General features: G+C 70.7%; 20 protein-coding genes. 10 read left to right on the top strand and 10 right to left on the bottom strand.

Annotated features, from left to right (window positions below):
* Positions 1-51: 51 nt before the first annotated feature.
* On the top strand, positions 52-1,830 hold the full coding sequence (locus ACIHEJ_RS33820) for a phosphatidylglycerol lysyltransferase domain-containing protein (protein WP_400141338.1): 1,779 nt from the start codon (positions 52-54) through the stop codon (positions 1,828-1,830).
* Here ACIHEJ_RS33820 and ACIHEJ_RS33815 read toward each other — a convergent pair whose 3' ends face one another.
* From ACIHEJ_RS33815 to ACIHEJ_RS33795, 5 genes are all read right to left on the bottom strand, one after another.
* Positions 1,831-3,276 carry an ATP-binding protein gene (locus tag ACIHEJ_RS33815; RefSeq protein WP_400141336.1) on the bottom strand — a complete coding sequence of 482 codons (1,446 nt, stop codon included), beginning with the start codon at positions 3,274-3,276 and terminating at the stop codon, positions 1,831-1,833. It abuts the gene before it with no gap.
* The gene (locus tag ACIHEJ_RS33810) at positions 3,277-3,999 is read right to left on the bottom strand and encodes a response regulator transcription factor (protein ID WP_400141572.1); all 723 of its coding nucleotides are present in this window, start codon (positions 3,997-3,999) and stop codon (positions 3,277-3,279) included.
* 129 nt (positions 4,000-4,128) lie between these two features.
* Positions 4,129-4,725, bottom strand: coding sequence for an FMN reductase (locus tag ACIHEJ_RS33805; protein WP_400141334.1), 597 nt, complete (start codon positions 4,723-4,725; stop codon positions 4,129-4,131).
* Positions 4,722-5,807, bottom strand: coding sequence for an LLM class flavin-dependent oxidoreductase (locus ACIHEJ_RS33800; RefSeq protein ID WP_400141332.1), 1,086 nt, complete (start codon positions 5,805-5,807; stop codon positions 4,722-4,724). Before ACIHEJ_RS33800 ends, ACIHEJ_RS33805 begins: the two co-directional genes overlap by 4 nt.
* Positions 5,808-5,882: 75 nt before the next feature.
* Positions 5,883-6,773 (bottom strand): NADP-dependent oxidoreductase, encoded by an 891-nt coding sequence (locus ACIHEJ_RS33795; RefSeq protein WP_400141330.1) that lies wholly within the window; start codon positions 6,771-6,773, stop codon positions 5,883-5,885.
* 134 nt (positions 6,774-6,907) lie between these two features.
* On the opposite strand from ACIHEJ_RS33795, the gene ACIHEJ_RS33790 reads away from it, so the two are divergent.
* The 4 genes from ACIHEJ_RS33790 to ACIHEJ_RS33775 are packed head-to-tail and all read left to right on the top strand — an operon-like array spanning position 6,908 to position 8,710.
* Entirely contained in the window at positions 6,908-7,336 is a 429-nt protein-coding gene (locus tag ACIHEJ_RS33790) for a winged helix-turn-helix transcriptional regulator (protein WP_400141328.1), read from the top strand.
* 53 nt (positions 7,337-7,389) lie between these two features.
* Positions 7,390-7,728 carry a YnfA family protein gene (locus ACIHEJ_RS33785; protein ID WP_400141326.1) on the top strand — a complete coding sequence of 113 codons (339 nt, stop codon included), beginning with the start codon at positions 7,390-7,392 and terminating at the stop codon, positions 7,726-7,728.
* A gap of 50 nt (positions 7,729-7,778) precedes the next feature.
* Positions 7,779-8,555 (top strand): SDR family NAD(P)-dependent oxidoreductase, encoded by a 777-nt coding sequence (locus ACIHEJ_RS33780; protein ID WP_400141324.1) that lies wholly within the window; start codon positions 7,779-7,781, stop codon positions 8,553-8,555.
* Positions 8,555-8,710 carry a hypothetical protein gene (locus ACIHEJ_RS33775; protein ID WP_400141322.1) on the top strand — a complete coding sequence of 52 codons (156 nt, stop codon included), beginning with the start codon at positions 8,555-8,557 and terminating at the stop codon, positions 8,708-8,710. Before ACIHEJ_RS33780 ends, ACIHEJ_RS33775 begins: the two co-directional genes overlap by 1 nt.
* On the opposite strand, the gene ACIHEJ_RS33770 is transcribed toward ACIHEJ_RS33775, so the two are convergent.
* The gene (locus ACIHEJ_RS33770; RefSeq protein ID WP_400141321.1) at positions 8,711-9,013 is read right to left on the bottom strand and encodes a hypothetical protein; all 303 of its coding nucleotides are present in this window, start codon (positions 9,011-9,013) and stop codon (positions 8,711-8,713) included.
* Entirely contained in the window at positions 9,001-9,288 is a 288-nt protein-coding gene (locus ACIHEJ_RS33765; RefSeq protein ID WP_400141320.1) for a hypothetical protein, read from the bottom strand. The genes ACIHEJ_RS33770 and ACIHEJ_RS33765 overlap by 13 nt, the downstream gene beginning before the upstream one ends.
* A 44-nt stretch (positions 9,289-9,332) precedes the next feature.
* On the opposite strand from ACIHEJ_RS33765, the gene ACIHEJ_RS33760 reads away from it, so the two are divergent.
* The gene (locus tag ACIHEJ_RS33760) at positions 9,333-9,464 is read left to right on the top strand and encodes a hypothetical protein (RefSeq protein WP_400141318.1); all 132 of its coding nucleotides are present in this window, start codon (positions 9,333-9,335) and stop codon (positions 9,462-9,464) included.
* Here ACIHEJ_RS33760 and ACIHEJ_RS33755 read toward each other — a convergent pair.
* Positions 9,461-10,654, bottom strand: coding sequence for an RtcB family protein (locus ACIHEJ_RS33755; RefSeq protein ID WP_400141316.1), 1,194 nt, complete (start codon positions 10,652-10,654; stop codon positions 9,461-9,463). The two genes, ACIHEJ_RS33760 and ACIHEJ_RS33755, sit on opposite strands and share 4 nt — an antisense overlap.
* Positions 10,655-10,858: 204 nt before the next feature.
* On the opposite strand from ACIHEJ_RS33755, the gene ACIHEJ_RS33750 reads away from it, so the two are divergent.
* From ACIHEJ_RS33750 to ACIHEJ_RS33740, 3 genes are all read left to right on the top strand, one after another.
* Positions 10,859-11,710: a DUF3558 domain-containing protein gene (locus tag ACIHEJ_RS33750; RefSeq protein WP_400141314.1), complete on the top strand. Its 852-nt coding sequence runs from the start codon at positions 10,859-10,861 to the stop codon at positions 11,708-11,710.
* A 126-nt stretch (positions 11,711-11,836) separates the two neighbouring features.
* Complete coding sequence (locus ACIHEJ_RS33745) at positions 11,837-12,748, top strand: DUF3558 family protein (protein WP_400141313.1); 912 nt, start codon at positions 11,837-11,839, stop codon at positions 12,746-12,748.
* Between the two features lie 197 nt (positions 12,749-12,945).
* Entirely contained in the window at positions 12,946-14,181 is a 1,236-nt protein-coding gene (locus tag ACIHEJ_RS33740; RefSeq protein WP_400141311.1) for a DUF2637 domain-containing protein, read from the top strand.
* A gap of 50 nt (positions 14,182-14,231) precedes the next feature.
* On the opposite strand, the gene lysS is transcribed toward ACIHEJ_RS33740, so the two are convergent.
* Entirely contained in the window at positions 14,232-15,971 is a 1,740-nt protein-coding gene (gene lysS, locus ACIHEJ_RS33735; RefSeq protein WP_400141309.1) for a lysine--tRNA ligase, read from the bottom strand.
* Between the two features lie 128 nt (positions 15,972-16,099).
* Between lysS and argS the strand changes: the two genes are divergently transcribed.
* Positions 16,100-17,878 (top strand): arginine--tRNA ligase, encoded by a 1,779-nt coding sequence (argS, locus tag ACIHEJ_RS33730; RefSeq protein ID WP_400141307.1) that lies wholly within the window; start codon positions 16,100-16,102, stop codon positions 17,876-17,878.
* A gap of 267 nt (positions 17,879-18,145) precedes the next feature.
* On the opposite strand, the gene ACIHEJ_RS33725 is transcribed toward argS, so the two are convergent.
* Positions 18,146-19,291, bottom strand: a complete 1,146-nt coding sequence (locus ACIHEJ_RS33725; protein WP_400141305.1) for a hypothetical protein — start codon at positions 19,289-19,291, stop codon at positions 18,146-18,148.
* Positions 19,292-19,586 lie beyond the last annotated feature (295 nt).

Raw genomic sequence — 19,586 nt, 5'->3', positions numbered from 1 at the left:
GCTGTAGGGTCAGCGTTGCCCCGTCCCCCTCCCCCAAGGTGACCAGTCACCATGCCCGCTCGACAGTCGACCCTGATCTCCCCACAGGTTCCGGCCCAGCGCAACCCCCGGCGTGTCATCCCGCTCCCGCCGGGCGGCGACGACCGGCTGCGCAAGCGCGCCGCCACGGCCACCGTCTGGTACCTGCGCCTGCTGGCCGTCCTCAACATCGTCGCGGTCATGTCGCTGCCCTTCCGCGAGGAGGTGCACGAGCACAACGCGGGCGAGTTCTTCACCCCCTACCTGGCCACCGCCGGTCTGGTCTCGGCCGCACTCGCCCTGTTCCTCGCGGTGGTGATGCGCCGCCGCAAACGCGCCGCCTGGGTCTTCAACCTCCTCCTGGCAGGCCCCCTGTTCTGCCTCTACGTCCTCGCGCTGACCCGCGACCCGTTCGGCGACCACGTCTTCAACTGGATCTCCGCCGGCCTCACCGGCCTGTTCGTCGTCGCCCTGCTGATCGGCCGCCGCGAGTTCGACGCCATCGGCGACCGCTCCAACCCGCGTCTGGCCCTCGTCGCCGGCGTCGGCGGCAACCTGGCCGCCGGCACGCTCGGCACCCTCCTCGTGCACGCGACCAACAAGCTGCCCGGCGCCTCCCTCAAGGAGGAGATCGCCTACACGCTCCTGCGGGGCGTCAGCGTCGGCCCGCTCGCCGACCGTGTGGACGCCGTACACGCCCCCCGCTGGGCCGACGTCACCGTCAACATCCTGATGGCGGCGGCCTTCCTGCTGACCCTCTACGCCTGCTTCCGCGCCCCGCGCGGGCAGAGCCTGCTGGGCGCCGAGGACGAGAGCCGGCTGCGTGCCCTGCTGGACCGGCACGGCGACCGTGACTCCCTCGGCTACTTCGCGCTCCGCCGCGACAAGGCCGTGATCTTCTCCCCGAGCGGCAAGGCCGCCGTCGCCTACCGTGTCGTCGGCGGGGTCAGCCTCGCCTCCGGCGACCCGATCGGCGACCCCGAGGCCTGGCCCGGCGCCATCGACGCCTGGCTCGCCGAGGCCCGCCGGCACGCCTGGACCCCCGCGGTGATGGGCGCGAGCGAGGAGGCCGGCACGATCTACGCCCGGCACGGCCTGGACGCCCTGGAACTCGGCGACGAGGCGATCGTCGACCTCGCCGACTTCACCCTCGAGGGCCGCGCCATGCGCGTGGTCCGCCAGGCCCACAACCGGGTCAAGCGGGCCGGCTACACCGTCCGCATCCGCCGTCACGAGGACATCCCCGCCGACGAGATGGCCGTCCTCGTCGACCGTGCCGACCACTGGCGCGACGGCGCCACCGAACGCGGCTTCTCCATGGCCCTCGGCCGCCTCGGCGACCCGGCCGACGGCCGCTGCGTGATGCTGGAGTGCCGCGACGCGGACGGCGAACCGCGCGCCCTGCTCAGCTTCGTCCCCTGGGGCGAGCACGGCCTCTCCCTGGACCTGATGCGCCGCGACCGCGCCTGCGAGAACGGCCTGATGGAGTACATGGTCGTGGAGCTCCTCGTACAGGCCGAGGCGCTGGGCATCCAGCGGGTCTCCCTGAACTTCGCGATGTTCCGCTCGGTGTTCGAACGCGGCTCCCGGCTCGGCGCCGGTCCCGTCCTCCGTGTCTGGCGCTCCACCCTCACCTTCTTCTCCCGGTGGTGGCAGATCGAGTCCCTGTACCGCGCCAACGCCAAGTACCGCCCGGTGTGGGAGCCCCGGTTCCTGCTGTTCGCCAAGAGCAGCGACATCCCGCGGATCGGTCTGGCCAGCGCCCAGGCGGAGGGCTTCCTCACCCTGCCGAGGCTGGGCGGCCGGCCCTGATCAGCCGCCGCCCCGCGCGCTCGTGCTCGCCACGATCCCGCCGCCCACGGTGAACCCGATGACCGCCCCGCCGCCCTCGCGCCGGAAGGCGAACGGCGCTCCGCCGTGGGCCATGGCGACCTCGCGCACGATGGAGAGCCCGAGGCCCGACCCCGGCAGGGAGCGGGCGTCGGCGGCCCGGTAGAAGCGGTCGAAGATACGGATCAGATCGCCCTCGGCGATCCCGGGCCCCCGGTCCAGCACCTCCACCCGTACCGTGCCCGCCCGGTCCGGCCCGGTGATGTCGAGCTCGATCGGCGCCTTCCCGTCCCGGTCGAACTTCGCCGCGTTCTCCACCAGGTTGGACATGGCCCGCTGGAGCATCCCGGGCCGCCCCTCGGTCGTCGTGTCACCGCTCACGCGCAGCACGATCTCGCGCCCGGTACGGCGTCTGGCGAGCCCCACGACGTCCTCGCCGATGTCAGCGAGGTCCACGCGCTGCGGCGGCTCGGCGTCGGACTGCCCGGCGGCGAGGTCGACCAGCTCATTGACCAGGTCGGTCAGCTCACGGGCCTCCTGACCGAGGTCGGCGACCAGCTCCTCGCGGGTCGCGGGCGGGAGTTCGTCGATCCGCCGCAACAGGGAGATGTTCGTACGCAACGATGTCAGCGGCGTCCGCAGCTCGTGCCCCGCGTCCTGCACCAGCCTGCGCTGGTCCTCCTCCGACTGGGCGAGTCGGCCCAGCATCCGGTCGAAGGCGCGGCCGAGCCGGCCCACCTCGTCCAGACCCGCCACCGGCACCTCGATCCCCAGCTGCCGGGTGCGGGCCACGTTCTCCGCGGCCGAGGTGAGGATCACCAGCCGGCGGGTGATCCGCCGGGCCAGCCACCACCCGAACAGACCGGCCGCCACCACGACCGCCGCCATCAGGATCAGCGTCCGCTGCTGCAGCGTGCGCAGCAGGTCCTCGGTGTCGCTGAACTCCTGCGCCACCTGCACCGCGCCCCTCCCGTCACCGAGCGAGACGGTGGCGATGCGGAACAGGTCCTCGCCCACCCGGACGTCCTTGTACTCGACCGCCCTCCCGGCCGTCTCCGCCAGGGCCATGGCCCGGTCGCGGGAGGTCACGGGCAGCACCGGGCTGCCGTGGTCCATGATCTGGCCCTGCGCGCCCAGCACCTGCACATCGGTCCGGGCGGGCCGCACCAGGTCGTGCCCCGGCCGCGAGGAGGAGAAGTCCTCCGGGACCATCTCGTGCTGCCGCACCTCGTCCCGTACGTCCTGCACGACCTGCGCGAACACCGACTGCTCGTCGACGCGGACCAGCCGGGCGGCGGAACCGTACGACAGGATGCCGACGAGGATCGTGACGGCGGCGGTGACGGCCGCGAAGGACACCGCGAAGGTGGTGCGCAGCGAGACCAGCTTGGGCCGGCCCGGCGCCAGCAGCCGCCGCAGGCGGCCCACCTAGTCCTCCCGGAGCACGTAACCCACGCCCCGCACGGTGTGGATCAGCTGCGGGGAACCGGGCTCGTCGAGCTTGCGGCGCAGGTAGCCGACGTAGACGGCGAGGTTCTTGGAGCCGGGGCCGAAGTCGTAGCCCCAGATCCGGTCGTAGATCGTGGAGTGGTCCAGCACGATCCCGGCGTTGCGCACGAGCAGTTCCAGCAGCTCGAACTCGGTCCGGGTCAGCTCCAGCTCGCGCGGGCCGCGCCAGGCCCGGCGGGCCTGCAGGTCCATCCGGATGCCGGCGGCCTCCACCTGCCGGTCGGAGACCTGGGCCTCGCCCCGGACGGCCTCACCGGCGCCGCCCGCGCCGCCGGCGGCGGGCACCGGGCTGGTGCGGCGCAGCAGCGCGCGCAGCCGGGCGAAGACCTCTTCCACGTCGAACGGCTTGACCACGTAGTCGTCGGCGCCCGCGTCCAGGCCCGCGATGCGGTCGGCGGTCTCCACCAGGGCGGTGAGCATGAGGATCGGGGTGCGATCGCCCTCGGCGCGCAGCACCCGGCAGACCTGGAGCCCGTCGATGCCCGGCATCATCACGTCGAGGACGAGGACGTCCGGCGGGGTCTTGTGGGCCTGCGCCAGCGCTTCCACGCCGTCGGCGACCGCCGTCACCTCGTACCCTTCCAGGGCCAGGGCACGCTCCAGGGCATGACGGATGGCACGGTCGTCTTCGGCGAGCAGCACAGTCTGGGGCACGCACCCAGTCTGCCAAGGCGAGGGGGCCTTCGGCCGGGGCGGGCGGGCCTACGATCACCCTTTTTACCCGCCTCTCACCGTCACCCGGACAACCCGGCCCGGGGCTCCACCGTCCTCTCACCCCGCCTGAGCACCGAGCCGGGCGAGCTGTTCCTCGAACGGCACGACGTGCAGCCTCGCCGGGGTGTCCGCGCGGGCCGACGACAGCCCGGTCATCAGGGCGGCCAGCTCCTGCGCCGCCCGCTCGATCCGGCCCGGGAGTCCTTCCTCGCCCCAGTCCTCCGAGGCGGCGTACACCCCGGTCGGCACGACCACGGCCCGCAGGTGGGCGAAGAGGGGCCGCAGCGCGTGCTCCAGCACCAGCGAGTGCCGGGCCGTACCGCCGGTCGCCGCGATCAGCACGGGCATGCCGACCAGCGCGTCCTTCTCCAGCACGTCGAAGAACGACTTGAACAGCCCGCTGTAGGAGGCGCTGAACACCGGGGTGACGACGATCAGGCCGTCGGCCCCCGCCACCGCCTCCTGCGCGGCGGCGAGGTGCTTGCCTGCGAACCCGTTGGTGAAGTTGTGCGCGATCTCCACGGCGAGGTCCCGCAACTCCACCACCTCGATGTCCACCGGCGTCCGCCGGTCCACCGCGGCGGCCAGCCGGTCGGCCAGCAGCCGGGTGGAGGACGGGACGCTCAGCCCCGCCGAGACGACTACGAGCTTCATACGGCGGTCGCCTCCTTCGCGGCGAGCAGGGACTGGTGGGTCGGCGCCTCGGGCACGTCGGCCGGGCGCCCCTTCGCGAACTCCTCGCGCAGCACGGGCACGACCTCCTCGCCGAGCATGTCGAGCTGCTCCAGCACGGTCTTCAGCGGCAGCCCCGCGTGGTCCATCAGGAACAGCTGGCGCTGGTAGTCACCGGCGTACTCGCGGAAGGACAGGGTCTTCTCGATCACCTGCTGCGGCGAGCCGACGGTGAGCGGGGTCTGCTCGGTGAACTCCTCCAGCGACGGCCCGTGGCCGTACACCGGCGCGTCGTCGAAGTACGGGCGGAACTCGCGCACCGCGTCCTGCGAGTTCTTCCGCATGAAGACCTGGCCGCCGAGCCCGACGATCGCCTGCTCGGGCGTGCCGTGCCCGTAGTGGGCGTACCGCTTCCGGTAGAACTCGACCATCCGCCTGGTGTGGTCGGCCGGCCAGAAGATGTTGTTGTGGAAGAAGCCGTCGCCGTAGTACGCGGCCTGCTCGGCGATCTCCGGGGAGCGGATGGAGCCGTGCCAGACGAACGGCGCCACGTCGTCCATCGGGCGGGGCGTCGAGGTGAAGCCCTGGAGCGGCGTGCGGAACTTGCCCTCCCAGTCCACGACGTCCTCGTTCCACAGGCGGCGCAGCAGGGCGTAGTTCTCGACGGCGAGGTTGATGCCGTCCCGGATGTCCTTGCCGAACCAGGGGTAGACCGGACCGGTGTTGCCGCGGCCCATCATCAGGTCGACGCGCCCGTCGGCCAGGTGCTGGAGCATCGCGTAGTCCTCGGCGATCTTCACCGGGTCGTTGGTGGTGATCAGCGTGGTGGACGTGGAGAGGATCAGCTTCTCCGTCCGGGCCGCTATGTAGCCGAGCATGGTGGTCGGCGAGGACGGCACGAACGGCGGGTTGTGGTGCTCGCCGGTCGCGAAGACGTCCAGGCCGACCTCCTCGGCCTTCAGCGCGATGGCGACCATGGCCTTGATCCGCTCGCGCTCGGTCGGGGTACGCCCCGTGGTCGGGTCCGGCGTGACGTCGCCGACCGTGAAGATCCCGAACTGCATGGCCGCTCATCCTCCAGGTGGTTGACCATTCAACTACATCCCGTCGAACGGTACCCGGTCCCGGACTATTCCCGGCTACGGCACCAGCACCAGCCGCCCCCGCACCCCGCCCTCCGCCAGCCGGGCATGCGCCTTCGCGGACTCCTCCAGGGCGTACGTCCGAGCCACCCGCAGCGTCAGCACCCCCTCGTCCACCAGCCGGACCAGCTCCGCCAGCTGCGCCGCGTCCGGCCGCACCGACACGGAGGCGGTCCGCACCCCGCGCACCGGCCCAGGATGCCCACCGGGCCGTACCCCCATGAACGCACCGCCGTCCCGCACCCACTCCAGAGCCGGCTCCCCGAGCACCGCCGCGTCCAGCACCGCGTCCACACCGCCCGGCTCGACCCCGTCGGCCGTGAAGCGCGCGGCCCCCAGCGACCGCACCAGCTCCTCGTCACCCGCGCGGGCCTGCCCCACGACCTCGATCCCGCGCCGCGCTGCGAGCTGCACCGCGAACCCGCCGACCGCGCCCGCCGCCCCCGTCACCAGCAGCGACGCACCCGGCGCCAGCTCCAGCTGGTCCAGGGCCTGCAGCGCGGTCAGCCCGTTCAGCGGCAGGGTGCCCGCGTGCACCGCGTCCACCGAGACCGGCGCCTTCGCCACCGCGTCCGCGTCCACGACGACGTACTCGGCGTGCGCACCCAGCGGGTCGGTCACGCCGGGCACCAGCGCCACCACCGCGTCCCCCACCTCCCACGCCGTGGGTGCCCCGACCGCGTCCACCGTCCCGGCCACGTCCCAGCCGAGCCCCAGCACCTTGCCGGCCCCACCGAAGAAGCCGGCCCGCACGGCCACGTCCACCGGGTTGAGCGCACCGGCCGCGACCTTGATCCGCACCTGCCGCGGCCCCGGCTCGGGCACCGCCACGTCCGCGACCTCCACGACCTCCGGCCCACCGAACGTCCGCACCACCACAGCACGCATGACAACTCTCCTGATGTGTAAGGGATTTGATGCTCTCCGCAGCGGTTTCCCGCCCGCAGCACCAACCCTAGGAGAGGTACTATCCATCAGTAAGTAGTTACCTCTGAGTGCGTAGGTGACCCGAAGGAGAGCCCATGGCGACCATGACGGCGGCCCAGCGCCGCGAACAGGCGCGGATCGAGTACGACGCCTTCCTGCGCAGCTGCCCCAGCCACCAGCTGCTCGGCCGCCTCAGCGACAAGTGGGTCGGCCTAGTCATCGCCGCCCTGTCCTCCGGAACCATGCGCTACAGCGACCTCGGCCGCAGGATCCCGGGCGTCAGCCCCAAGATGCTCACCCAGACCCTGCGCGCCCTCGAACGGGACGGCATCATCAGCCGCACGGTCACCCCGTCCGTGCCCGTCCGCGTCGACTACGCCCTCACCCCGCTCGGCATCGGCCTCGCCGCCCTGCTCACCGCCGTGAAGGACTGGGCGGAGACCCACTTCGACGAGGTCCGCACGGCCCGCGAACGCTATGACGCGGAGAACGCCGAGGACGCCGAGAACGCGGAAGGCGCGTAGGGCGCGCAGGGCGCGGGAATCGCATGCCGGCACCCGCGTGCGAAGCTGCGTCCATGCCCGTCCTCCGCTCCGCCGCCCTGTTCGTCGTCGCCGCTCTCTTCGAGATCGGCGGCGCCTGGCTGGTCTGGCAGTGCGTACGGGAACACCGCGGCTGGCTCTGGGCGGCGGGTGGAGTCCTCGCCCTGGGCGCGTACGGCTTCGTCGCCACCTTCCAGCCCGACGCCCACTTCGGCCGCATCCTCGCCGCCTACGGCGGGATCTTCGTCGCCGGCTCGATCGTCTGGGGCGTGATCGCCGACGGCTACCGCCCCGACCGCTGGGACATCACCGGGGCGCTCATCTGCCTCGCCGGGATGGCCGTGATCATGTGGGCGCCGAGGAACGGCGGCTGAGACTCACTTAGGCTGGACGAAGCCGCAGACCTTCCTCCCAGGAGCAGCCCATGGCCCCCGCCGCCCCGTCCGCCGCCTCCCGCATCGCCGTCGTCACGGGCGCGAGCAGCGGCATCGGCGCCGCCACGGCCCGGCAGCTCGCCGAGGCCGGCTACCGGGTCGTCCTCACGGCCCGCCGCAAGGACCGAATCGAGGCGCTGGCCGAGGAACTCACCGCGGCGGGCCTCGCCGCGACGGCGTACCAGCTGGACGTGACGGACCGCGCGGCCGTCGACGAGTTCGCGACCGCCTTCAAGACCATCGGCGTCCTGGTCAACAACGCGGGCGGAGCCCTCGGCGCCGATCCCGTGGCCACCGGCGACCCGGCGGACTGGCGCAGCATGTACGAGACGAACGTCATCGGCACCCTCAACCTCACCCAGGCCCTGCTGCCCAAGCTGGAGGCGAGCGGGGACGGCGTGGTCGTGGTCGTCTCCTCCACCGCCGGCCACGGCACGTACGAAGGCGGCGGGGGTTACGTCGCCGCCAAGCACGGAGCCCACGTCCTCGCCGAGACCCTGCGCCTCGAGATCGTCGGCCGGCCGGTCCGCGTGATCGAGGTCGCCCCCGGCCTGGTCAAGACCGACGAGTTCGCCCTGACCCGCTTCGGCGGCGACGCGGCGAAGGCCGCCAAGGTCTACGAGGGCGTGGCCGCGCCCCTCACCGCGGACGACGTGGCCGAGACGATCACCTGGGCGGTCACCCGCCCCAGCCACGTCAACGTCGACCTCCTGGTCCTGCGCCCCCGCGCCCAGGCGTCCAACACCAAGCTCCACCGGGAGCCCTGATGCCGCAGGACGGCCCCGACGACTCCCTGGAACAACGCCGCCTGGCCCAGGAGACCAAGGACGAGCGCAAGGTCTGGTACTTCCTGGGCTACTTCCTCTTCGGCATCCACTTCGTGGCGTTCGTCATGATCTACGCGGTGCGCCACGCGAAGTGATCAGCGGGAGCGGCAGGACGGGTCGTCGACGATGACGGCGTTGGCGGGAACGATCTTCACGTCGTCCTCGTCCTCGGCCCGCACGAACTTGGTGGTGGCGTAGCCCCGCTTCCCCTCCCCCACACACTTGGTGGCGAGATTCCCGAACCCGTCGGGGAAGTTGTAGACCTCGGCGGGCGAGTCCTCCCCGGCTCGTCCCGCCACCGGAGCGTCGGCCTTGCCCCGCTCCTCGTAGTGCTGCCGGGAGCACCCGCCGACCAGCAGCAGGACACAGACGGCCACCGCGGCGTTCAGCCGGCGCACGCCTTGTCCTCCACGATCTGCACATTGGAGGGCCCGCTGGCGTTGGTCGTCACATACGCCCGGAACCCGTGCCCGACGCACTTGGTGGCGAGGTTCCCGAACCCGTCGGGCATGTTGTAGACCTCGGCGGGCGTGTTGTCCCCGGCCTTCCCCCTGACCGGCGCGTCCCCCTTCCCCCGCTCGTCGTCGTACTTCTGCGAACACCCCGCGACGAGACTCCCCACGACGACCACCCCGACGGCCCATGTCCCCAGCCGCGTACGCCTGCGCTTCATCACGTGACCCCCCTCGACGCCGCTCCGGTGCCCGGAAGGACACCGTGAAGGCCCGGTCCAGTTCCGGCCGCCGCGTCATCGGGGTCCCGCGGCGGCTCGTCCACCCCCTGGAGGAGGACGAACAGGAGCTGCTGTGCGTGCTCCTGGAGCGCTTCGTCTCGGGGCCGGGGGCCTAGCCCTTCACGCAGACGACCTGCTTCAGCTTGGCCACGACCTGCACCAGGTCCCTCTGCTGGTCGATGACCTGGTCGATCGACTTGTAGGCGCCCGGGATCTCGTCCACGACGCCGGAGTCCTTGCGGCACTCCACGCCCCGGGTCTGATCCTCCAGGTCCTTGGTCGAGAACCGACGCTTGGCCGCGTTACGGCTCATCCGCCGACCTGCACCGTGGGAGGCCGAGTTGAAGGCGTTCTCGTTGCCGAGGCCCTTGACGATGTACGAACCGGTGCCCATGGAGCCGGGGATGATGCCGTACTCGCCGGTGCCGGCCCGGATCGCACCCTTGCGCGTCACGAGCAGGTCCATGCCCTCGTACCGCTCCTCCGCCACATAGTTGTGGTGGCAGGAGATCTCCTGCTCGAAGGCCGGCTTCGCCTTCTTGAACTCCTTGCGGATCACGTCCTTCAGGAGCGCCATCATCAGCGTGCGGTTGTACTTGGCGTACTCCTGCGCCCAGAACAGGTCGTTGCGGTAGGCGGCCATCTGCGGGGTGTCCGCGACGAAGACGGCCAGGTCACGGTCGACCAGCCCCTGGTTGTGCGGGAGCGTCTGGGCCACGCCGATGTGGTGCTCGGCGAGTTCCTTGCCGATGTTGCGGGAGCCGGAGTGGAGCATGAGCCACACAGAACCGGTCACATCCGTGCATATCTCAATGAAGTGATTGCCACCGCCGAGCGTTCCCATCTGCTTCCAGGCCCGCTCCTGCCGGAACTTGACCGCTTCGGCCACCCCGTCGAACCGGCCCCAGAACCCCTCCCACCCGGCCGTGGCCAGACCGTGGAAGTCCCCCGGCTCGACCGGGTCCTCATGCATCCCCCGCCCCACCGGGATCGCGGCCTCGATCTTCGACCGCAGCCGCGACAGGTCCCCCGGGAGGTCATCGGCGGTCAGCGACGTCTTCACCGCCGACATCCCGCACCCGATGTCCACGCCCACCGCGGCCGGGCACACCGCGCCCTGCATCGCGATGACCGAGCCGACCGTCGCGCCCTTGCCGTAGTGGACGTCCGGCATGACCGCGAGGCCCTTGATCCACGGCAGGGTCGCCACGTTCTGGAGCTGGCGCAGGGCCACGTCCTCGACCGTCGCCGGGTCCGTCCACATCCGGATCGGGACCTTCGCACCCGGCATTTCTACGTACGACATAGCGTCCTCATTCCCCCGAAAACATGACAGAAGTCTTAGATCGCAAAACCGGTGCCAAGGTCGACGAAAGGTACAGCGGACCGGCGTTCACGGCAGTGCGTGCGATACACATTGTCTCCAGGGGGCGCCCCCGCGCGGCAAGCGAATAACCAGCGGGGACACTGGCCCATCGAGCGAGCGCACACCGTCGAGAGGAGCCTGACCGTGCAGCGGAAGGCGTACGTAACCGGCACCGCCGCCCTCCTCGCGGCGCTGCTGGCCGGCTGCACGAGCGGCTCGGGGGACAAGAGCCCGGCGGACAACGCCAACCCGGGCGACGCCGGCACGGCCACCGTCGCCGCGCAGCCCGGCAAGTACCAGACCCTCCCCGAGCCGTGCGGCGCGGTCGGTCATGACGCCCTCGACTCGCTGCTGCCCGGGATCAAGCAGATCACGGACCCGGACCAGCGCGACAAGGCCTACCAGGGCGAGGCGGCGCTCACCTACGACACGGAGCGCAAGGTCGGCTGCCACTGGAAGGTGGAGTCCGCGGACGCCACCGACCGGCTCTCGATCGACTTCGAGCGCGTCGTGTCGTACGACAACACGGTCAGTGACGACGCCCAGGCGCAGAAGCTGTTCGAGGAGAAGGAGACGGCCGCCGATCTCCCCGAGCCGGCCGGCACCGCGACGGCGAGCGGGTCCGCGACGCCGACCCCCACCCCGTCGGGGTCCGCCACCGGTTCCCCGTCCGGCTCGCCGAGTGACGGGGCGTCCCCCTCGGACGGGACGTCGTCTCCCGTCGGGGCGTCGTCCCCGGCCGGTACGCCGAGTGATCTTCAGCCTCGTACGCTCTCCGATCTCGGTGACGAGGCGTACATCGACGACCAGCTGAGCACGTCCGGTTCGACGGCCGAGCAGCGGACGGTGACTGTGGTGTTCCGCACGTCCAACGTCGTCGTCACCCTGGAGTACGAGGAGCAGCCGACGGCCACCGGAACGGTTCCGGACAGCAAGGAAATGCAGGACAGGGCCCAGAAACTGGCCTCTCAACTGGCCGACGCGCTCAATGGATGACGGCCTCCCCGGCCCCGTCCGTCGTGTTCGGCAAAGCACTCGAAGGGAAACCGCACGGCTCCTTCACCGCGTACCGTGGCCCCGCAGGAACCCGCACGAACACCGAGCGTCATGAGTGAAGGAACCATGCAGCGAGCAGCCCAGCGAGACGACCGTGCCCAGCAAGAGAAGCGCAGCCGGCGCCTGAGCCGTGTTCTGGTCTGCGCGGCAGCCGTGCCCGCGGTGCTGATCACCGCGGCCTGCTCCTCGGACTCGGGTGATGCCAAGAGCAAGGGCGTCGACAGCGGTCAGCAGCAGTCGGCGAGCAGCGCCGCGCCCTCGGCGAGCGCTTCCCCGACCGTGCAGGCGGCCGCTTACCGGAAGCTTCCGGACTCCTGCGCGGTGCTGACGAAGAAGACGCTGGGCGATCTGGTGCCCAAGGGTGTCTCGTCGGCCAAGAAGGGCAGCTCGGACGACCCGTCGTCGCGCTCTTCCTGCTCCTGGAACAGCCTGGACAACAACGGTGTCAAGGGTTCGCAGTTCCGCTGGCTGAACGTCTCCCTGCTGCGCTTCGACTCGGACGCCACGCGTGGCACGGGTGAGGCGCAGGCGCATGCGTACTACGGCCGGCAGATCAAGGACGCCCAGGCGGTGGAGGGCGCGAAGAACGCGTCGTCGCAGCCGGTGTCCGGGGTGGGCGCCGAGGCGACGGCCGTGCGCTACGACCTGAAGAAGAAGGAAGGTCTGTTCAAGCAGCAGACGGTGGTCGCGCGGGTCGAGAACGTGGTCGTCACGCTCGACTACAACGGCGCCGGTCTGGCCGGTGAGAAGACTCCGGACGCCGGCGATCTGGCGAAGGCCGCGGAGAAGGCGGTGAAGGAGGCGGTGGCGTCGGTGTCGTCCGCCAACGGCGAAGGCTCCGGGTCGGGTTCGTCGACGTCCTCCGCGTCGCCCTCGAAGTCGGCGTCGGCGTCCCCGTCGAAGTCTCCGTCCACGTCCCCGTCGAAGTCCGCTTCTTCGAGCGCTTCCCCGTCCAAGTCGGCCGCGCAGAAGCGCTGACGGGGCACCCCGCCACAGCAGGCCGGGGCGCCGTCCGTGCTGGGATCCTTCACCCCTGACACCACCTCTCCCCACCCTCTCCCGACCGGAACGACCGACCGCTGCCGCGTTCGCCGGACACATGTGCCACTCTGTTGCGCGCAAGAACAGGCAAGGGGAGGGGAGTACGAGTGGCCGCGCCACTGCAGCTGACTCGGATGCACCGCGTACTCATCGGCGTGGTCGTGACCGGCGCTTTGATCATCGCCGGCATCGGCTTCGCCGGCTCGTACGCGGCGGTCCGCGCGCTGGCCTTGAAGAAGGGCTTCGGGAACTTCTCCTACGTGTTCCCGGTGGGTATCGACGCAGGTATCTGTGTCCTGCTGTCCCTGGACCTGCTGCTGACCTGGATCCGCATCCCCTTCCCGCTGCTGCGCCAGACGGCCTGGCTGCTGACGGCGGCGACCATCGCCTTCAACGGTGCCGCCGCCTGGCCGGACCCGCTGGGCGTGGGCATGCACGCGGTGATCCCGATCCTGTTCGTGGTCGCGGTCGAGGCCGCCCGCCACGCGATCGGCCGCATCGCCGACATCACGGCCGACAAGCACATGGAGGGCGTCCGCCTCACCCGCTGGCTGCTCTCCCCGGTCCCGACGTTCCTGCTCTGGCGCCGCATGAAGCTGTGGGAGCTCCGCTCCTACGACCAGGTCATCAAGCTGGAGCAGGAACGTCTCGTCTACCAGGCGAGGCTCCGTTCCCGCTTCGGCCGGGCCTGGCGCCGCAAGGCTCCGGTGGAGTCCCTGATGCCGCTGCGGCTGGCGCGGTACGGCGTACCGCTGGCGGAGACGGCCCCGGCGGGCCTGGCGGCGGCGGGTATCGAGCCGAGCCTGATCCCCGCCGTGGCCGCGGGCGGTCGTGCCGCCGGTCCGGCACGCATGGGCGCGGCACCGCACAGCGAGCGGCGCCCCCAGTTGCCCGGCCAGCCCGCCGGTCAGCCGGACCACGCCGCCGTGGACGAACAGAGCCCCTGGTTCCAGGCGCAGCGGGAGATCGAGTACCACGGCGGCTACGACCCCGCCTACGACCCGATGATGCAAGAGCCTCAGTACGCCCCCGAAGAGGAGTACGAGGAGTGGTACGAGGACCAGCCGCCCGAGCAGTTCCAGCAGCCCTCCCCCGAGGAGACCGGCAGCTTCCCCATTCCGGTGGGCCCGAACCGCACCCGTGAGCTCGGCGAGGGCGGCGGCGTCCCCGAACCGGAGCCGACGGAGGACGACTACTACCAGGTCTTCCGCAAGTCGATCGACGGCAGCTATCCCACGGCCGCCCAGCTGAGGGACGACGTGGAGGCGACCTTCGGCGTGGCACTCCCCCAGCCGGAAGCCGAACGCATGGTCAAGGTCTTCGCCGACCGCCACTCCCGGGAACTCCAGGAAGAACCGCACATCGCATGACGGCATGAAAAAAGGGGCCCTCGATCCGAGGGCCCCTTTTCCATGAGCGCTTACTCCCCGAGCAGCGCCCGCACCCGCTCCTGACCCACGGCCAGCAGCAGCGTGGGCAGCCGCGGCCCGGTGTCCCGCCCGACCAGCAGGTGGTACAGCAGCGCGAAGAACGACCGCTGAGCCGTCTTGATCTCCGGCGGCAGCTCCTTCGGCGTCGCGTCCGCCGAGAACCCGGCCTGCACCTTGGGCACGCCGTAGACGAGGTGGGTCAGCCCGTCCAGCGACCAGTTCTCGGCGAGCCCGTCGAGCAGCAGCCGCACCGACTGCTGGGACGCATCGTCGAGCGACTTCAGCAGCTCGGCGTCGGGCTCGTCGCGCACGATGGTCCGCTGGTCGGCGGGGACGTGCGTGTTGATCCACGCCTCGGCCCGGTCGTAGCGCGGCCTGGCCTCCTCCAGGGAGGCCAGCGGCTGCTCCGGGTCCAGCTCGGACAGGATCCGCAGCGCCTGGTCCTCGTGCCCGGCGGTGATGTCGGCGACGGACGCGAGCGTGCGGTACGGCAGCGGGCGCGGCGTCTTCGGCAGCTCGGCGGCGGCCGTGCCGACGGCGCGGGTGTAAGCCGCCACGTCCGCCGGCAGGGCGGAGCCGTCGGCGACCTTCCCGGCGAGCTTGTCCCACTCGTCGTACAGCCGCTGGATCTCCTGGTCGAAGGCGATCTTGAAGGACTGGTTGGGCCTGCGGCGGGCGTAGAGCCAGCGCAGGATCTGCGGCTCCATGATCTTCAGCGCGTCGGCCGGGGTCGGCACCCCGCCGCGCGAGGAGGACATCTTCGCCATGCCGCTGATCCCCACGAACGCGTACATGGGCCCGATGGGCTGCTTCCCGCCGAAGATCCCGACGATCTGACCGCCCACCTGGAACGACGAACCCGGCGAGGAGTGGTCGACACCGCTCGGCTCGAAGATCACGCCCTCGTACGCCCAGCGCATCGGCCAGTCGACCTTCCACACCAGCTTGCCGCGGTTGAACTCGCTCAGCCGGACGGTCTCCGTGAAGCCGCACGCGGTGCACGTGTACGCCAGCTCGGTGCTGTCGTCGTCGTAGGAGGTGACGGTCGTCAGGTCCTTCTCGCAGTTGCCGCAGTACGGCTTGTACGGGAAGTACCCGGCGGAGCCGGAGCTGCCGTCGTCCTCGGACGCGGCGCCCGAGCCCTCCTCGGCCTCCAGCTCGGCCTCGTCGACGGCCTTCTGCTGCTGCTTCTTCGGAGCCTTCTTCGTGCGGTACTGCGCGAGGATCGCGTCGATGTCACCGCGGTGCTTCATGGCGTGCAGGATCTGCTCGCGGTAGACACCGGAGGTGTACTGCGCGGTCTGGCTGATCCCGTCGAACTCGACGCCCAGCTCGGCCAGCGACTCGACCATCGCGGCCTTGAAGTGCTCGGCCCAGTTCGGGTACGACGACCCGCGCGGCGCCGGGACCGAGGTCAGCGGCTTGCCGATGTGCTCCGCCCACGACTCGTCGATCCCCGCGATGCCCGCCGGGACCTTCCGGTACCGGTCGTAGTCGTCCCAGGAGATCAGGTGGCGGACCTGGTACCCGCGGCGGCGGATCTCGTCGGCGACCAGGTGCGGGGTCATGACCTCACGGAGATTGCCCAGGTGAATGGGCCCGGAGGGAGAGAGTCCGGACGCGACGACGACGGGTTTGCCCGGGGCTCGGCGCTCCGACTCCTCGATGACCTCATCCGCGAAACGGGAGACCCAGTCGGTGGTCTCGGTGCTCTGAGCCACGATCGGCACGTCCTTCTTTCTGAACGGGGTGACACCCCATTCTCACAGACCGGCTCGCGCCCGCGAAAACGGCTTTACCTCCCATGGGATACTGGCTGGGACTATCCATCCCCACGAGGAGAACGGCACCCATTCCTATGGCCTCGGTCACGTCCCTCAGCGACAACGTCCAGCAGCACCTCGCGTCCGCCCTCTCGGCCACCCTGCCGGAGGCCGCAGGCGCGGACCCGCTGCTGCGACGAAGCGACCGGGCCGACTTCCAGGCCAACGGCATCCTGGCGCTCGCGAAGAAGGCGAAGGCGAACCCTCGGGAGCTGGCGACGCAGGTCGTGTCCCAGGTGGTCACCGGGGACGAGCTGATCAAGGACGTCGAGGTCTCGGGTCCCGGCTTCCTCAACATCACGATCGCGGACAAGGCGATCACCGGGACCCTGGCCGCCCGGTACGCGGACGAGACGGGCCGCCTCGGCGTGCCGACCGCCGCGCAGCCGGGCACGACGGTGATCGACTACGCGCAGCCGAACGTGGCGAAGGAGATGCACGTCGGCCACCTGCGGTCGGCGGTGATCGGCGACTCGGCCGTCCAGCTCCTCGAGTTCACCGGCGAGAACGTGATCCGCCGTCACCACATCGGCGACTGGGGCACCCAGTTCGGCATGCTCATCCAGTACCTGGACGAGCACCCGCACGAGCTGGACCACAAGGCGTCCGCCGGGGACACCGCGACTTCGGGCGAGGAGGCGATGTCGAACCTCGACCGTCTCTACAAGTCCGCGCGCAAGTTCTTCGACTCCGACGAGGAGTTCAAGACCCGGGCCCGCCGCCGGGTGGTCGACCTCCAGGCCGGTGACCCGCAGACGCTCGCCATGTGGCAGAAGTTCGTGGACGAGTCGAAGATCTACTTCTTCTCCGTCTTCGAGAAGCTGGACATGGAGATCCGCGACCCCGACATCGTCGGCGAGTCGGGGTACAACGACATGCTGGCGGAGACCTGCCGCCTCCTGGAGGAGTCGGGCGTCGCGGTCCGCTCCGAGGGCGCCCTCTGCGTCTTCTTCGACGACGTCAAGGGCCCGGACGGCAACCCGGTCCCGCTGATCGTGCAGAAGTCGGACGGCGGCTACGGCTACGCGGCCACCGACCTCTCCGCGATCCGCGACCGCGTCTTCAACCTGAAGGCGAACACCCTGCTGTACGTGGTGGACGCCCGCCAGGCCCTGCACTTCAAGATGGTCTTCGAGACCGCGCGCCGGGCCGGCTGGCTGAACGACGACGTCAAGGCGCACCAGCTGGCCTTCGGCACGGTGCTGGGCAAGGACGGCAAGCCGTTCAAGACGCGTGAGGGCGAGACCGTCCGCCTGGTGGATCTGCTGGACGAGGCGATCGACCGCGCGTCGGCGGTCGTCCGCGAGAAGGCCCAGGACCTCTCCGAGGAGGAGATCGCCGAGCGGGGCGCCCAGGTGGGCATCGGCGCGGTGAAGTACGCGGACCTGTCGACGTCGGCGAACCGCGACTACAAGTTCGACCTGGACCAGATGGTCTCCCTCAACGGCGACACGTCCGTGTACCTGCAGTACGCGTACGCCCGTATCCAGTCCATCCTCCGCAAGGCCGGCGAGACCCGTCCGGCCGCGCACCCGGAGCTGGAGCTGGCGGACGCGGAGCGCGCCCTGGGCCTGCACCTGGACTCCTTCGCGGAGACGGTGACGGAGGCGGCGGCGGAGTACGCCCCCCACAAGCTGGCGGCCTACCTCTACCAGCTGGCGTCCCACTACACGACCTTCTACGACAAGTGCCCGGTCCTGAAGGCCGAGACGCCCCAGCAGGTGGAGAACCGCCTCTTCCTGTGCGACATCACGGCCCGCACCCTGCACCAGGGCATGGCCCTGCTGGGTATCCGGACGCCTGAGAAGCTCTGACGACGACAGAGCGCGGCTCGGGGTGGGTCTCGCCCGCTATCCCTGAGCCGCGTTCTCGTCGGCGAGCTCCCGGGACCGCCGCACCAGAGCTTCCCGTACGGCGTCCGGGGCGAGGACCCGCAGCGGCGTCCCCAGGCCGATGAGATAGCGATGGGCCGGTCGGAGTGGCCCAGGGGCAGATTCGTTCCAGGCGGGCTGGAGGGTGGGGGGACTTTCCTCGAGCTTCGACGCCGGGGTGTCTCGGCGGGGGTGGAACATAGCTGCCCATCACGCCCTCCGTGTGACGGGAGAGGCCGCTCCCAAGCCGCGCCGCCCACTCGTCGTGCGTGCGGCACGCGGCCGCGCGCCCCGGCCGCCGCGAGGTGCCCTCTGTGGCCAGAGCAGGACGTATGCCGCCGAGCCGACTCCGAATGCGAGGCGGATGAAGCCCTGGGCGGAGTCCGACGGGACCAGGAGGGCGCTGCCGTAGAGGGAGATCAACGCGACCCAGCTCACCCACGGCACCAGGCGGCGTTGGCCTATCGAGTCCCAGAGCAGGGTGCCCAGGAGGACCGAGGCGTTGTAGTACGTGTAGACGCTCGGGTCCAGCAGGATGCGCGCGTCGGCGGCGAGGAAGACCACCGCGGGCCAGCGGTGCCGGCGTACCGCGAGCGCGCCCAGGGCGATGCCGAGAGCCATCTGCGCGGGCCGGTCCCACCACGGCGTCGCGGGGTCGTGGACGCCGAACCAGCGCAGTGAGGAAGCCGGTTGGTTGGGGATGGTGAAGCGGGCCGCGGCCAGGGTGTCCAGATGGGTGAGGTAGAAGGGGAGCCAGGCGATCGCCACCAGGCCGACGGCCCACGCCACCGAGCGGAGACGGGACGGGCGGGGTAACGCCAGCAGCAGGGGCAGGAAGCCCACCGCCCAGGGTTTGGAGTCGACCGCCAGGGCCAGGAACACACCCACCGCCGTGGCCTGGCCGCGGACCAGTGCGCGGACCGCGAGGGTGGTGAAGAACAGGGCCAGGACGTCGTCGAGGTGGGCGAAGCGGACCGAGACCTCGACCCACATGGGGATGAAGGCGGCCCCGGCGATCAGGACGCGCTGCTGAAGGCGTTTGTGATTGAGGCCGGTGCCCCGGTTGTGGTCGGCGGCGGCTCTGCCGATCAGGACCAGCATGTACAGGCCCAGGCCGGACATGAAGGCGTCGGCCAGCTTTTCGCCGACGTCGGCGGAGAACGGGGCGAACAGGCCCGCGACCAGGAAGCTGACGGGGCCGATCTGGAGCTCGGGGTGGTTGGCGTAGAGGGCCAGTCCACCGCCGGGAACCTCGTTGAACAGAAGCTGCTGGCCGGTCCTCAGGTAGTGCCAGGAGATCGCGGCGTGACGTTCGGCCACCACGAACCAGACGGCCGTCCACAGGCTGAGCGACACGATGTGCCACCGCACGGGAGAACGCCCGGACCGCCCGTACCGACCGGATCGATCGGTTCGGTCGCTCGGTTCGGTTCGGTCGGTCCGATCGATCCCCCCGAACCGATCGGACCGACCGCCCGAACCGGACCGATCGGTCCCCCCGAACCGATCGATCCCGTCCAATGGCCCCGCTTCCCCCGCTCCCCCTATCCGCCCACGCCGCACGCTCCGTCCTTTCCCACCCGCCCCCGACACCTCAGCACCACCCATGAAGAGGGCTTGCAGCCGCCTCGGGTTCATCGGGAAGGGCCGT

Source organism: Streptomyces sp. NPDC052301 (genome assembly GCF_044593395.1).
In the GTDB taxonomy this organism is placed as follows: domain Bacteria; phylum Actinomycetota; class Actinomycetes; order Streptomycetales; family Streptomycetaceae; genus Streptomyces.
This window is presented reverse-complemented; position numbering and strand designations above follow the sequence as displayed.

Coding starts and splice junctions, on each gene's coding strand:
- ACIHEJ_RS33820 (WP_400141338.1), top strand. CDS start 52: ATGCCCGCTCGACAGTCGACCCTGATCTCCCCACAGGTTCCGGCCCAG.
- ACIHEJ_RS33805 (WP_400141334.1), bottom strand. CDS start 4,725: ATGAAGCTCGTAGTCGTCTCGGCGGGGCTGAGCGTCCCGTCCTCCACC.
- ACIHEJ_RS33800 (WP_400141332.1), bottom strand. CDS start 5,807: ATGCAGTTCGGGATCTTCACGGTCGGCGACGTCACGCCGGACCCGACC.
- ACIHEJ_RS33795 (WP_400141330.1), bottom strand. CDS start 6,773: ATGCGTGCTGTGGTGGTGCGGACGTTCGGTGGGCCGGAGGTCGTGGAG.
- ACIHEJ_RS33790 (WP_400141328.1), top strand. CDS start 6,908: ATGGCGACCATGACGGCGGCCCAGCGCCGCGAACAGGCGCGGATCGAG.
- ACIHEJ_RS33785 (WP_400141326.1), top strand. CDS start 7,390: ATGCCCGTCCTCCGCTCCGCCGCCCTGTTCGTCGTCGCCGCTCTCTTC.
- ACIHEJ_RS33780 (WP_400141324.1), top strand. CDS start 7,779: ATGGCCCCCGCCGCCCCGTCCGCCGCCTCCCGCATCGCCGTCGTCACG.
- ACIHEJ_RS33775 (WP_400141322.1), top strand. CDS start 8,555: ATGCCGCAGGACGGCCCCGACGACTCCCTGGAACAACGCCGCCTGGCC.
- ACIHEJ_RS33765 (WP_400141320.1), bottom strand. CDS start 9,288: ATGAAGCGCAGGCGTACGCGGCTGGGGACATGGGCCGTCGGGGTGGTC.
- ACIHEJ_RS33755 (WP_400141316.1), bottom strand. CDS start 10,654: ATGTCGTACGTAGAAATGCCGGGTGCGAAGGTCCCGATCCGGATGTGG.
- ACIHEJ_RS33745 (WP_400141313.1), top strand. CDS start 11,837: ATGCAGCGAGCAGCCCAGCGAGACGACCGTGCCCAGCAAGAGAAGCGC.
- ACIHEJ_RS33740 (WP_400141311.1), top strand. CDS start 12,946: ATGCACCGCGTACTCATCGGCGTGGTCGTGACCGGCGCTTTGATCATC.
- argS (WP_400141307.1), top strand. CDS start 16,100: ATGGCCTCGGTCACGTCCCTCAGCGACAACGTCCAGCAGCACCTCGCG.